Origin of the sequence: Paraburkholderia sp. 22099 (assembly GCF_052045835.1) — a bacterium.
Taxonomy (GTDB): domain Bacteria; phylum Pseudomonadota; class Gammaproteobacteria; order Burkholderiales; family Burkholderiaceae; genus Paraburkholderia; species Paraburkholderia terricola.
In genome coordinates this window covers 56,232-69,001 of record NZ_JBQEPU010000035.1, presented here as the reverse complement: position 1 = coordinate 69,001, position 12,770 = coordinate 56,232, and the positions used below count along the sequence as shown (strand labels likewise).

12 protein-coding genes and 2 pseudogenes are annotated in these 12,770 nt (G+C 60.7%); 6 read left to right on the top strand and 8 right to left on the bottom strand.

Translation table 11 applies throughout. The annotated features are described in order from the left end of the window. Positions 1–327: 327 nt before the first annotated feature. From ACTJLC_RS26745 to ACTJLC_RS26730, 4 genes and pseudogenes are all read right to left on the bottom strand, one after another. A complete protein-coding gene (locus ACTJLC_RS26745) occupies positions 328–888 on the bottom strand; it encodes a phosphonate degradation HD-domain oxygenase (protein WP_310135316.1) in 561 nt (186 codons plus the stop codon). Between the two features lie 324 nt (positions 889–1,212). Beyond that, complete coding sequence (gene phnA, locus ACTJLC_RS26740; RefSeq protein WP_310135315.1) at positions 1,213–2,478, bottom strand: phosphonoacetate hydrolase; 1,266 nt, start codon at positions 2,476–2,478, stop codon at positions 1,213–1,215. Positions 2,479–2,703: 225 nt separating this feature from the next. Beyond that, positions 2,704–3,112: pseudogene (locus ACTJLC_RS26735) on the bottom strand (hypothetical protein); the annotation flags it as partial. A gap of 370 nt (positions 3,113–3,482) precedes the next feature. Then, complete coding sequence (locus ACTJLC_RS26730) at positions 3,483–4,238, bottom strand: DeoR/GlpR family DNA-binding transcription regulator (protein WP_073432544.1); 756 nt, start codon at positions 4,236–4,238, stop codon at positions 3,483–3,485. 475 nt (positions 4,239–4,713) lie between these two features. On the opposite strand from ACTJLC_RS26730, the gene ACTJLC_RS26725 reads away from it, so the two are divergent. Then, positions 4,714–4,980: an NAD(P)-binding domain-containing protein gene (locus tag ACTJLC_RS26725; protein ID WP_374709899.1), complete on the top strand. Its 267-nt coding sequence runs from the start codon at positions 4,714–4,716 to the stop codon at positions 4,978–4,980. A gap of 295 nt (positions 4,981–5,275) precedes the next feature. Here ACTJLC_RS26725 and ACTJLC_RS26720 read toward each other — a convergent pair whose 3' ends face one another. After that, positions 5,276–5,878, bottom strand: coding sequence for an NADPH-dependent F420 reductase (locus ACTJLC_RS26720; RefSeq protein WP_310135314.1), 603 nt, complete (start codon positions 5,876–5,878; stop codon positions 5,276–5,278). A 91-nt stretch (positions 5,879–5,969) separates the two neighbouring features. Then, positions 5,970–6,704 (bottom strand): SDR family NAD(P)-dependent oxidoreductase, encoded by a 735-nt coding sequence (locus ACTJLC_RS26715; protein ID WP_073432539.1) that lies wholly within the window; start codon positions 6,702–6,704, stop codon positions 5,970–5,972. Between the two features lie 112 nt (positions 6,705–6,816). On the opposite strand from ACTJLC_RS26715, the gene ACTJLC_RS26710 reads away from it, so the two are divergent. Continuing rightward, entirely contained in the window at positions 6,817–7,179 is a 363-nt protein-coding gene (locus ACTJLC_RS26710) for a winged helix-turn-helix transcriptional regulator (protein ID WP_310135312.1), read from the top strand. A 560-nt stretch (positions 7,180–7,739) separates the two neighbouring features. On the opposite strand, the gene ACTJLC_RS26705 is transcribed toward ACTJLC_RS26710, so the two are convergent. Then, positions 7,740–8,633 (bottom strand): LysR substrate-binding domain-containing protein, encoded by an 894-nt coding sequence (locus tag ACTJLC_RS26705; protein ID WP_310125446.1) that lies wholly within the window; start codon positions 8,631–8,633, stop codon positions 7,740–7,742. A 164-nt stretch (positions 8,634–8,797) separates the two neighbouring features. On the opposite strand from ACTJLC_RS26705, the gene ACTJLC_RS26700 reads away from it, so the two are divergent. From ACTJLC_RS26700 to ACTJLC_RS26690, 3 genes are read left to right on the top strand one after another with little or no spacing between them, the layout of a single operon-like run. Then, a complete protein-coding gene (locus ACTJLC_RS26700; RefSeq protein WP_310135310.1) occupies positions 8,798–9,343 on the top strand; it encodes a sugar ABC transporter in 546 nt (181 codons plus the stop codon). A 7-nt stretch (positions 9,344–9,350) separates the two neighbouring features. After that, on the top strand, positions 9,351–9,677 hold the full coding sequence (locus ACTJLC_RS26695; protein WP_154871916.1) for a hypothetical protein: 327 nt from the start codon (positions 9,351–9,353) through the stop codon (positions 9,675–9,677). Positions 9,678–9,698: 21 nt separating this feature from the next. Further along, positions 9,699–10,544 (top strand): MBL fold metallo-hydrolase, encoded by an 846-nt coding sequence (locus tag ACTJLC_RS26690; RefSeq protein ID WP_310135308.1) that lies wholly within the window; start codon positions 9,699–9,701, stop codon positions 10,542–10,544. 324 nt (positions 10,545–10,868) lie between these two features. Here the strand turns inward: ACTJLC_RS26690 and ACTJLC_RS26685 are convergent. Then, positions 10,869–11,195: pseudogene (locus ACTJLC_RS26685) on the bottom strand (CoA transferase); the annotation flags it as partial. 119 nt (positions 11,196–11,314) lie between these two features. Here ACTJLC_RS26685 and ACTJLC_RS26680 point away from each other — a divergent pair. Continuing rightward, positions 11,315–12,742: a cytochrome P450 gene (locus ACTJLC_RS26680; protein ID WP_083086404.1), complete on the top strand. Its 1,428-nt coding sequence runs from the start codon at positions 11,315–11,317 to the stop codon at positions 12,740–12,742. Positions 12,743–12,770 lie beyond the last annotated feature (28 nt).

The following is a 12,770-nucleotide window of genomic DNA, read 5'->3' as shown; positions in this document are numbered from 1 at the left end:
CTTCAACCACCCGGCACCGCTTCGTTCTGCGTCGCTGCATCTGCAGCAGAGAAACGAGATTATGGAGAACTTCCGTCACGCCGTCAACAGGTTTTTCCAACTTTCTAACCCGTCCGACCTGCCGCAAACCCCCGCCATTGCTGGCTCTCCCGCTTCCCGCGCCCCGCTGTCCGAGGCACGAAAGAGCGAGATTCTAGCGACCCCGAACGGGCCTTGCAAGCGTTATTTTGATGAGCATCAATTGCGCCAGAATTGGCGCAAAGAAAGCACAAACCAGGAGACGAAATCAGTCCGAGTCCGGGAGCGATACAGCGACTCGAAACGGACTCAATCAACCGCCCGATTGCGCATCACTCGCTCGACGATCTCCAGATAGTGCTCCAAACCGGGCGTCGCGCGGTTTTCTTCTTTTGCGCGATCGTCCCATTGACGCAGACGCAACGCATCTTCCGCGTGAGGCTTTTGCAGGAATGCCGCGACTTCCTCCTTACTGAAGACGCCGCCTTGCAATGCAAGGCTTCGCACCGAATCAGGGGAAAGCAGGCCAAAGTACCCGTCGTCGATTGCGCACAGGCAGCGCTTTGCGTCAACGTGCAAACGGATCGGCTCCAATGCCGCATCCGGAAGCACAGGCCGCAAGAACGGCAGCGCGAAATACTGATGCAGATCGTCGATACCACGCTGCGTCGACGTGTCGCCTTGCGGATTCAAAAGATGTCCAACGTCGTGCAAGAAGGCGGCGACGACGAGTTCATCATCAGCGTCCGCCTCCTCCGCCAATGCGCCACTCTGCAACGCGTGTTCGAGTTGCGTCACCGGCTCGCCGCTATATGCGAGATTGCCGTATTGCTCGAACAACGATCGAATGTCGTTCAGACTCAATGCCACCAATTACTCCCACGGGAATGAAAAAGTCTTCAGATTGGGACAACCTTTCGTCGCGTACTGAACGACTTCCTTATAGCCGAACCCGGCACTTCGATACAGCCGAACCGCATTAGCTCGACCCAATAGCCCGGCACCCTCCCACGCGTTGGCCATTCCCACGCGCAGTTCACTGATGAAGCGCGTAGTGACGTCCTCCCGTTCGCACACACGCTGGACGACGAGCCGAACGACGCTCCGTTTGCCGATACGAATGTGGTCACCGAACGCTCGCCTTAAGCCGCGGCACTGAAGCCCGAACTACCGCGTCGTCCCGCGACACCGCATTCACGACGCCCGCAGATGATTCAATGCGACGTCGAAGATATCGAAGTTGCGCAGCCGTTTGCCACCCGCGGCAGACGGCAGGATCTCGACGCGCCGATTGAACAACAACGGCACGACCTGCTCCGAAATACCGCCGTGCGAACGCAACGGCACGGTCAGTCCGGAAAGATCATGCTCATCGCGCCGCGTGCCGAGCACTACATGTCTGGCGCTGACAACGACGATATCGCCGACGCGGTCGCTCGGCAGCTCGAAACGTTCGCACGCGGCGCGCTTATCGAGCACGACATCGACGCCCGGCAAGCCGCCGATCCGTTCGATCACCTGCGCGACACCAGCATCGCGCGGCAGATAGATCGTCGCGAATGAACCGAGCGCGCCGTGATGCACCACGTAGGGATCGGTGATCGGCAAGATCACGCGCGCCCTCTTCACGCCGAGCCAATCGTCCAGCACGTCCTGCAGATAGATCACATTCGGCTCGCCGGTTTGCGGATCGTGCTTGGCGTTCATGCCGTGGTCGGCGGTGAGGCCGATTATCCAGCCGAGCGCGTCGAGCTTCGCGAGATAGCCGTCCATCATCGAGTAGAACGCATTTGCGCCTTGCGTGCCCGGCGCGCATTTGTGCTGGATGTAATCGGTGGTGGATAGATACATCAGATCGAGCTTGCGCGTTTCGGCCAGCCGCACGCCGGCGGCGAACACGAACTCGGACAAAGCCGCGCTATACACATCCGGCAACGGCAAACCGACCAGATCGAGCACCTCGCCGATGCGGTTTTTCTCGCGCGTCACCTTGTCGGCTTTTTCCGCCGAGAAGCAGATGCCCTTCAGTTGCCAGCCGAGCAGCCGGCACAGCTTGTCTTTCGCGGTGACCACGGCGACCGTCGCGCCCGCTTCGGCCGCAGCCGCGAGCAAGGTGCCGGCGCGCAGATAGGCGGGGTCGTTCATCATCACTTCCGCGCCCTCGCCGCCGTTCGCGTCCGGGTCCCAGAAGTAATTGCCGCAGATGCCATGCACCGACGGCGGCACGCCGCACACGATCGACAGGTTGTTCGGGTTCGTGAACGACGGAATCACACAGTCGCCCTTGAACGCCGCCCCGCCCTCGAGCATCTTGCCGATGAACGGCGCCACGCCCGCCGCGGCAGCCGCTTCGAGATAATCGAATTCGCAGCCGTCGACGCACACGACGACGGTCGGTTGCGAGGGTAGGCGGTAGCCGCGCCCGTTGACTTCGATCGTACGTTCGCCTGCATTCGCCATCGTTACCGTCCCTGCGTGTCGAGCACGCGTGCAGTTACCAGTTCGTAGTCAAGCTGTTGCGATACGTCGATCGTGCGACGTCCGTCACGTCCAACGGTCCAGCCGGTTCGCGCGCGTCACGGGCGCGCCGCACGCCGCTATTCACACGCGTCTGCATTCGCACGGCGCGCAGGTTGGTCATTGTGCGATGGTCGGCGCGCCGTCATGAGACACCAACACGAAACATCAGAAGTTGCCTGTCAGTTCACCCCGACGACGCGGCACGCGAGCCGCGATCAGCAGCAGCGAGGCCGGCGAGACCAGCAGCAGAATCAACGACAAAGCCGAAGCCGAAGCCGAAGCCGAAGCCGAAGCCGAAGCCGAAGCCGAAGCCGAAGCCGAAGCCGAAGCCGGCAGATAATAGCCGCGCTCGAATTGCCCGACGACGAGGATCGGCACCGTCGCGAAACCCGGCGAGTACACCGTGAGCGTAGCGCCGGGTTCGCCGAGCGACAACGCGAAGCCGAGCGTGAGGCTCGCGGATCGCCGGCACGAGTTGCGGCAGCACGACGAGCCGCAGCACCATCGAACGCGGCGCACCGAAGCTTGCCGCCGCTTCGCGCAAGACCGTCAACTCAGGCCGCAGGGCGGCCGCGCCGCGTGAGCGTGGCTGTCGCGCCTTCGTGACCCGCTCCGCGTGGTGGAGCTGCGCGATTGCGGGAAGCTTGCCGCTTCTCTTCAGCCTGGCTTGCAGTCTGCTTGCGATCTTCGCGCTGCCTGCCATGTCTGAACGGGCAGAAGAATCACAGCTTTGGATGACAAGTCCATGACCGTCGCATCGGATTGAACAAAGCGACACAACTCGCCAATCACATGCAAATCACGCGCAAATCGAATTTTCCGGTCGAGCGGGGCGACGAACCTTGATCCGCCGACGGAAGCTCATATAACAACCGCGCCCTCGTGAAGCCCGGGACTCTAGCCAAGCAAAATGAAAGAGCGCAAACGGGCTGGCCGCTCGAAGCTCAGGCGATCACGATTTCCGGCCCGTGCGCCGCGATCGCCTTGCCGAGCGTTTTTTCCGGCGCGAGTTCGGTCACGAGATAACGCGCCGATTCGATCCCGTTGATGCGCACCGGCGTCACACGTCCGAACTTCGAATGGTCGGCGACGATCACCACCGTATCGGCGGCGGCGATCATGCGGCTGCGCACTTCGGCGGCCATGCGGCTGTAGTCGGTCAGAAAGCCATCCGGCGAGATGCCGCCTGCGCCGATGAACGCGAAGTCCGCGTGGTACTGGGTGAGTTGATGGACGGTGTCGAGCCCGAAGGTGGCGTCTTCGATATCCGACAGTTCGCCGCCGAGCAACGTGATGCGGTTGTCGTTGCGGCGGCCCAGCAGCAGCGCGATGCGCCAGTCGTTCGTGTAAACCGACAGACGATGCCGGTCGAGCAGCGCCCGCGCCACCGCTTGCGTGGTGCTGCCCGAATCGATAATCAGCGATGCGCCATCGGGCACGAACTCGGCCGCGCGCTCGCCGATCGCACGCTTCGCGCCGGCGTTGGCGGCTTCGCGCGTGTCGAGGTCGGGCTCGCGCCGGTCGCTCGACAGCGCGCCGCCATGCGTGGTGACCAGCAGACCGCGCCCGGCGAGCGCGTTCAGATCACGGCGGATCGTTTCACGCGACACGTTCAGTTCGCGCACGAGTTCAGCGACCGAGAGCGCGCCGGTTTTGGCGACTTGCGCGAGGATGTATTGGTGACGTTGTTCTGCGAGCATTGACGGCTTTTCCTTCATCATCCGCGAGAGGCTGGTCACGCGGGGCATTTCTTCATCAAAGGCCCTTCAGATAAGGGCTTTTTGTATCGACCGTTTGCGCACCAAGAAACAGCTACGGTCGTCGTCTGCAAGTTGCTAAACGCTAGGCATTGGCATAACTCTTTTTCGCTCGTTAGCCGAAAACCTACGCCGACCACGCGATTTGATGCCAAGGCCCCCAAACAGCTAAAACCTGGTACTTACATGAGCTTCGACGCGTTCCCGGGCCTTCGTCTGGAAGCGACCGCATCGCGGCGCAGTTGGACCTACCGATTCAAATCGCCCGTCGACGGCCGGATGCGTCAGCAGAAGCTGGGAGAGTGGCCAGCAATGTCGTACGCTGCCGCGATAGTCGAATGTCGAATGGCAAGACATTCGGCAGCGCCGCGACGCTAAGGAAGACCCTGTTCTCACACGCAAGGCATCCAATCGGACTGTGGCGGCTTCGACGCCGGAATCATACACGGTGCGAAAACTGTGTGACGACTTCCTCGCCCTTGTGGCGAAGTTGGGTTCCAGCGCCGCCGCAGGAACGGCCGAAGACGCTGCGGAGCAGGACCTCGTCGTGCTTGCCGTCAAATGGTGGAACGTACAGGCGGCGCTGTTTTCGGTCGGCGACTGGACGGGCCGGATCCTACGTTCAGTGAACGGTTCGTCCTTCCTACGATCGACTGACCAGGGAGGACGTGGCGCTTCACAATGACCCTGTCGTTATTCTCTTTGTGGCCGTCGCAACGATCACACCGGCTGGCGCAACGACGCTGGCAAGGGTTTCCGGCGCTCATTCCGGCTATCGGCGCTCGTTGCCCCATATGGCAGGCATAGCGATTGCCTTGGGATCGATGGCCGCAACCGCCGCAGCGAGGTTGGCGGCCTGGTGCTGCTTCGGCCGGCATTGCTACCAGGTGTTAAGGCAAGCGACACCGACGCCACCGTTGTTGCTGCATTCTGGAAGCCTCGTTGTAGCAACCGATCGCATCGAAATGTGCGATCACGATTCATCCGTCGAACTTGACCAAGTCCTTAAAGATCAGTTGACCCCAGCTATTTCCACGCGCCTGCACAAGCAGTCCACCTTCCGAAAGCCCGCCAAGTTTGATCGGCGAGAAACCGAGATTTTCCGCGAGCGTACCAATCTCCGCTGCGGCGCCGTCATCGTCGCTCGCCAGGAACACGACTCTCCTGCCACCATGTACGGCCGGATCCTGGTCAAGGACAGCCGCGCCCCAATGGTTGAAGCCCTTAACCAGTCTACCGCCAGTGAAGGCCTGTGCGACGACCCTGGAAGAAGGTTGTCCGCCCAGTTCCTCAGGGGGCACGCCGTAGGCATTGGTCACATCGACGATGGTCTTCCCCTGCCAGGTGGACAGCGCGTTCGCGACATCCTGGTGCGACTCGAAACGGACAGCCAGAAAGACGATGTCCGCCTTGACCGCTTCCGCCAGTTTTTTGGGAATGATCCCGGGTCCGATCGCGGCCGCAGCGGATGCAAAGCTTTCCGGGTCGCGAGTGGTTGCAACGGATACTTCGATGCCGCTTCGGGCAAACGCCCTGGCAAGAGCCTGGCCGATCTTGCCGAAGCCAATAATTGCGTAGCTCATATATTTTCCTTCGGTTTACCACGCCCTGCGGGCTCCAAATATCGAATGAAGTGACTGGCCGGGCGTGGCGGTTCAGAGTTGCGGTAGCGCATCAGAGTTGCGCAAGGCCGCCGTCAACCGCGACCTCGCTAGCGGTCATGAAGCTGCTGTCCGGCGATGCGAGAAAGGCGGCCACCGCTGCGATCTCCGCCGGATCGGCCATGCGCTGGAGCGGAGTCATCGAGGCGAAGACCTTTTGGCCCTCCTCGCCTAGCGCTTCCTTCGCGAGTTCGGTCGCCGTCGCCCCGGGCGACAGCACGTTGACCCGGATGCCGGTGCCCTTCAGGTCCTCCGCCCAGCTCCGCGCGAGGTTGCGCACTGCCGCCTTGCTCGCGCTGTAGGCGCTCATTGACGGGGCGCCCGTGGTGCCGGCGCTCGATCCGGTCAGGATGATCGAACCACCCTGACCCATCAGCGGCAGCGCCTTCTGGACCGTGAAGATCGTGCCCTTCACATTGGTGTCGAAGGTTTCGTCGATGTGCTCGGCGGTGATCTCGCCGAGCCGAAGCTGGCTTCCCGCCCCGGCATTGGCGAAGACGATGTCGAGGGTTCCGCGCTCGGCCTTCACCGCCGCGTAGAGTCGGTCGAGGTCGGCCAGATCGGAGACCGAGCCCTTCATCGCGCGAGCATTGGGCCCGAGGTCGGCCACAGCGGCGTCGAGCGCTTCCTGCCGGCGGCCGAAGATGAAGACGAAGGCGCCCTCCTCGATGAAACGCTTTGCCGCCGCGCGGCCGATGCCGGTAGCGCCACCGGTGATCACGGCGGTCTTTCCATTCAGTCTGGTCATGACATGCATCCTTCCTCGGAGTTGTACGAAAGCAGGAAACTGCTTACTTGAGGGAAGTATGCTGTTCTGGTAACTTGAGGACAAGTATGCACTTTTTGGTAAGTATCAAAACATGACGACGCCCCCTCAAATCTGCGATACCGGCTGCGGACTCAACGCCACGCTCCGCATCATCTCGGGCAAGTGGAAACCGCTGATCCTGTTTTTCCTGCGCGACGGCCCGAAGCGCTACGGCGAACTCAAGCGCTTGACCCAGGGCGTCAGCGACAAGGTGCTGATCCAGCAATTGAAAGATCTGGAGGCCGATCGCGTGCTAGCGCGGACCGACTACAAGGAAGTGCCGCCGCGTGTGGACTACGCGCTGACCCCGCTCGGTCGCAGCCTGGCCGACGCGATCGTCCCGCTGTGTACTTGGGGAACCGAGAACGCAGCGGAAATGGCAAGCATCTTCGCCGAGCGCGACGCGTTGTCCTAGCGGGATGCTGAAGAACCGCCGGGTCGGACGATGCGAGGCGAAAGGACTTCGATTACATGTGGGCCGGTCTGTGCAGATCTCCCCGTCAATCCAGTGACGGTGGCCGATGTCTCACCTTGAACGACTTCAATCTCCTGCTGTGTATCTGTCCAATCCTCATTCATCCAATCGTAGTCGCCGTTGCTCGGCACCATGATCATTGCTGCGCCGAAATCCAGCGTAAGCGACCCGAGTGCGATGGAATACATAGAGGCGTTTGATTTGCGCTAGAAGAAGTTGTCTGCAACCCACTGTCGACAATTTAGGCAACACTGTCGAACGGTTCTTCGTGGCCGAACCTTGTCCATTGCCTTCCAGCGCTCATGGCTTTTCACGCCGCGCGCTACCCGGCAGTCCGTGCCCGACACGGAACGGCCCGTCGACCCAATGCCACATCTACGACGGCTTTCAAGGTACAACGGCCGTTCGTCGACTCGCGACGGTCAGTTCGAAGCGAGGCGACCACCCGGCGATGGCAACTCTGCAGGATGGCTATCTTGTGATGAGCGTCAGGCGCTGCTTTAAGCCGCCAAGCCCCGGGCTTCGTGAAGAATCCATTTCGCAAATGCCTGTAGTGGCTCCTCACTCAACTCGATCGGCTCTGGAAGAACGAGGCAGAAGTTTTTGGTAATCGCTTTGCCGTCAGGCCAAGGCGCGACCAGACGGCCTTGTTCAAGCTCTGCCCCGATGTAAAGACGCGGCACCAACGCGACACCCAGGCCAGCCACCGCCGCCTCTATCAGCATCGAATGGAGATCGTAACGTGCGCCAACCGCCGAATTGGTCAGCACGATGCCGGCCTCTTGTGCATAAAGCTGCCACGCGTCCGGATTTTGCCGCCTGTGAAGGCGTGGCAGCTCGTCGAGCGACAGGTTCGCAGCGGCGTCCGCGAGGAGCGCCGGACTACAGACGGGCACAAGCACCTCCTCCAGCAGGTGATGTAGATGCATACCCGCCCATGCTGGATGCCCAAAATGGATTGCTGCATCGAAACCGCTACCCGCAAGAATGAAGGGCTCCATACGCTCGGCGATATGCACGGTGATGTTCGGATGCATATTCTGAAAGCGTTTCAGCCGAGGGATAAGCCAACGGGTAGCGAAGGTCGGAATGGCGGCGATATCAATGCTCGCGCCCTCGATGGGCTGCCCCATTAGATATAGGCTGTCCCGTTCCAGTCGATCCAGAATCTCGCGAACCTGCACCGCGTATCGCGTGCCGCTGGGCGCAAGCCTCACCCGATTTCCAACGCGCTCGAACAGCGTGACACCCAAAAACGCCTCCAGGCGACCGATCTGACGACTGATGGCGCCCTCGGTCAGCGCCAACTCCTCGGCCGCGCGGGCGAAGCTGCCGTGTCGAGCCGCAGCCTCAAAAGCCAGGAGCGCGGAATTGCTTGGAATCTTACGTCGCATCGAAAGTCTCGCCGGTTGGAATGCGTTCGACCAGCTTGAGCAAACATCACTGAAGGCTGACTTTATATCGCTATATGCGCGGAAAACATCAGATTAGCATTACGTTACTGCAATGAACATGGGTCGCTTGCTGCATCATGACAGCCGTCACGAAGGATAATCCGATGATCTACACCGTGGAATGCAGCTTCGCCGATGCCAACAGCGAAGCCGAATGGAATGACTTCTACAGCCTTGAAAAGCTGCCCGCCCTCATCTCGGTTACTGGCTTTCACACATCGCAGCGCTTCAAGTCGTTAAGCGACGGTTGCCCGGTCTACCTCGCCGTCCACACGATTGACGGTCTCGATGTCCTGACGGGAGCGGAATATCGCCAGAAAGGCGGTGGCAATTTTGCGAGGTGGCAGCAACACATCACCGACTGGCATAGAAATCTCTACAGCGATATCGGCCTTGCGCCGGCGGTCAATGCTGACGAACTCCTCGTGCTTTGTGCAGGCGGCCCCGAACCTCTGATCCAGATGGGCCTCACACCGTTGGCCATGCGAGCAGTCGCGCTGGAGAAGTTTCCGGACCGCCGTTGGCTCGCAAGACTGCCTCGGCGAAACGCTCAACTTGTCGAGAGCATGTCGGAAGGCGTCCACCTCTACTCGCCGATGATGGAACAACTGACGGGCTCCCACACTGTTTCGGCCGAACAGGAAAAATAGGTCCGCGATGCCCAATGTCACTTTCTATATTCCTACCGGGCAAATGCCGTCTGATGAGAGGCTTGCCGAACTTTCCAGCGACTGCATCGTACTCTGTACGAGTGTCCTCGAAGCGGCGCTCGAAAACGTTCATGTCGTCTATGTCGACGTTCGGCATGGGCACGGACATCCCGTCTTCGCGGAAATCCAATATCGCCTCGAGACGTTTCGCACGCCTTCGGTGATGAACCAGTTCATGGAAGCCCTGGACGACGCCATTGCGCGCCGCACGGGTTTCACGGCGCGCATCCGTTGTTTTGGGTATGCCGCATCGAACATTCACGCCCGAAACTAAAAAGTCTTCCGGAGAAGAATTGTGTCCACCTTTGCCTTTCCAAGTCAGCGAGCCGGGGATTTCACGATCACCGCAATCAGCGACGGCTACCTTACCGCTAGTCTGGACTTCCTCTCGAACATCGCCCCGTCCGAGGCCTCCAGAATGCAAAGTGATGCAGGGCAGAAGGAGCCTTCCGCCGTACATATCAACTGCTATGTTGTACGCGGAGCGGGCCGCACGATTCTCATCGACGGTGGGGCGGGAGGCATCAAGCAATGGGGCGGCCGCCTGAGAACCCATTTATCGCTTGCTGGCGTCGAACCATCCGAGATCGACACGATCCTGCTCACACACGCCCATCCCGACCATGTCGGCGGGCTAGTGGACACAGCCGGACAAATTACCTTTCCGAATGCGGAGCTTGTTGCTCATCAGCAAGAGGTCGCATTCTGGCAGGATGACGGAAACCTAAGTCGTGCCAGCGAGCGTGCCCGCGGTAACTTCCTGATAGCGCGTCGGGTATTCGACGGCTACCGCGACAAGCTTCGCACTTTCGATGACGGAGAAGTGCTTCCCGGTATCAGAGCGATGCCGCTACCGGGACACACCGATGGACACTCCGGATATCTTGTCGAATCCCCTGATCAGGGCCTGCTTGTTTGGGGAGACATTGTTCATTTCCCGCACATCCAGATTGAACGGCCGGACGTATCGATCGCATTCGATCAGGACCCTTCCCTGGCAGCCGCCACACGATCACGGCTTCTGGACCTGGTCAGTTCGGAGGGACTTTTGATCGCAGGTATGCATTTCGGGGAACTCGGCTTCGCGCGAATCAAGCGAACGAGCGGGCGCTACGGTCTGCGTTACGAGACCGAAGCATGAGACCGCGCACAGAAGTGACTATGTCTGATACCACTCCGGCACTAGGCACCGGAGCAACGACGAACAGTGCGATGCCGTGACAACAGCCGTGGCCGCTCCGTGTTTAGCTTCGTGTTTATTAAGGGACGTTCTCGCCGTACTAACTGAGCGGCCGCTTCGGTTAATGAAGGAGCGTTTGTCTTTGTCAAGCGGATGGCCGGTTACGGGGTGAAGCCGACGCTTGAACGTCCGAGGGACGACCCATGCGAACGGCGGCTCCTGGCCGTTCCCTGCCTGCTGGCGGTCGGCGGTCAACGGCAGCAATGCGCCGCGCACCGCGCCACCCGCGCCGAACCAGGCAGGTCCGCCATGCGTTTCGACCAGGGCGGCGAAACGCTTCCACGGGTCGTCCACCCGTGCGGCGATCACGATGTCGCCATCCGCGGCACGGAACACGCCATAGAGCGTCGACGTAGGCATGTCGTGACCGGTCTGCTCAGGGACGATGCCTTGCATCGTGTAGCACTGCACCGCGTATTCGTGCATCGACACCAGCGTGTCGTAGAGAGCCATGTCGATGTGCTGGCCGCGACCGCTCTTCACACGACCGAGCAACGCGGCGTTGATCGCGGCCACGGCGTGAATACCCGTGTACATATCGCCGAGCATCAGGCAGCACGCGCTCACCGCCATTGCCCCCAACCGCGCGCAGGATGATCTATCCTGAATGACTGGCGGTCAGCGCCGGTTGCCGGCCATCCAATCAAGGAACCGCAAACAAGAGGTATCTGATGGATACAGTGTCAAGTTCCCGCGTCCGGTGCAGGCAGGTTTCCGATCTTCCGTGCCCGAAGGGTCTGCCTTTTGTCGGCAACCTTCATCAGCTATCGCCGACCCGCCTTCATCTCGTGCTCGAACAATGGGCCCAGGAACTCGGCTCGCCTTTCAGGTTTCAGATCTGCCGGATGCCCGTGACAGTGTGGACCGATCCGGAGCTGTGCCAGGCCATCATGCGCGAACGTCCACACCGGTATCGCCGTTATGCATCGATCGAGCCGGTGCTGGAGGAAATCGGCACCAACGGACTGTTTTCTGCCGAGGGCGCAGCGTGGGCGCCTCAACGGAAACTGATCATGCAATCGTTGTCCATCCCGAATATCAAGGCCTTTTACCCCGGTCTCAAGGCCACCACGGAGAGGCTTTACCGACGTTGGCAAAGCGCCGCGGCGCACGGCAAGGTCGTCGAGATGACTGACGATCTGAAGCGGTACACGGTGGATGTCACCAGTGCTCTTGCTTTTGGCGAGGACCCGCGAACCCTGGAACAGGACCGGGGTGTCATACAGGAACATCTCGCGCTTATCTTTCCGATGCTGATGAATCGCATCAACGCGCCTTTTCCGTACTGGCGGTATGTCAAGCTCCCTCGGGACCGCCAACTCGACCGCTCCCTGGTCGAAGTTCACCGATATGTGCGCAGCATGATGAGCCGGGCGCGTGAACGGATGCGCGACGAACCATCGGAGTCGCCACGTCATCTCCTCGAAGCGATGCTGGCCATGCGCGACACGCCCGGCTCCGGCGTCACCGACGACCAGGTCGCCGCCAATGTTCTGACACTCCTGCTGGCGGGCGAAGACACGACGGCAAATTCGATAGCGTGGGCTTTGCTATACATTGCCGCAGATCCGGCCTTGCAACAGAGGCTCTTCGACTCAGCGCGCGGTGTGCTCGGCTCGGAATCCGTTTGCCCGGACTTCACGTCGTTGAAGCAACTGGATCTGTTCGAGGCTGTCTGCACGGAGACCGGAAGGCTGCGCCCTGTCGCCGCGGTGAACTCGTTCGAGCCATTGGAGGATGTGTGTCTCGCCGACATCATGCTGCCGGCTGGCACGAAGATGTTTTTCCTGAATCGGCCCGCGACACTCGACGAGAAAAATTTCTCGAATCCGTTGCAATTCGACCCTGATCGCTGGCTGCATGACGGGAGCCGCCCGCGTACAGCGCACGACCCGCGCGCGTACCTGCAATTCGGCGCGGGGCCGCGTGTGTGTCCGGGACGTTACCTGGCTGCGGTCGAAATGCGCCTGGTGCTGTCGATGCTGATGGCGAATTTCTCGATTCAGATGGCTGTCGATCCAGGTACGATCCGGGAGGTCACTGCCTTCACCATGGTTCCGAGTGCCATGCCGGTGCGTCTGACCGCACGGACCGCCTAGCTTTTTCGCCCCGCGCATCCGATCGATC

Coding starts and splice junctions, on each gene's coding strand:
- phnA (WP_310135315.1), bottom strand. CDS start 2,478: ATGGCGAATGCAGGCGAACGTACGATCGAAGTCAACGGGCGCGGCTAC.
- ACTJLC_RS26680 (WP_083086404.1), top strand. CDS start 11,315: ATGGATACAGTGTCAAGTTCCCGCGTCCGGTGCAGGCAGGTTTCCGAT.
- ACTJLC_RS26710 (WP_310135312.1), top strand. CDS start 6,817: ATGACGACGCCCCCTCAAATCTGCGATACCGGCTGCGGACTCAACGCC.
- ACTJLC_RS26720 (WP_310135314.1), bottom strand. CDS start 5,878: ATGAGCTACGCAATTATTGGCTTCGGCAAGATCGGCCAGGCTCTTGCC.
- ACTJLC_RS26695 (WP_154871916.1), top strand. CDS start 9,351: ATGCCCAATGTCACTTTCTATATTCCTACCGGGCAAATGCCGTCTGAT.
- ACTJLC_RS26730 (WP_073432544.1), bottom strand. CDS start 4,238: ATGCTCGCAGAACAACGTCACCAATACATCCTCGCGCAAGTCGCCAAA.
- ACTJLC_RS26705 (WP_310125446.1), bottom strand. CDS start 8,633: ATGCGACGTAAGATTCCAAGCAATTCCGCGCTCCTGGCTTTTGAGGCT.
- ACTJLC_RS26700 (WP_310135310.1), top strand. CDS start 8,798: ATGATCTACACCGTGGAATGCAGCTTCGCCGATGCCAACAGCGAAGCC.
- ACTJLC_RS26715 (WP_073432539.1), bottom strand. CDS start 6,704: ATGACCAGACTGAATGGAAAGACCGCCGTGATCACCGGTGGCGCTACC.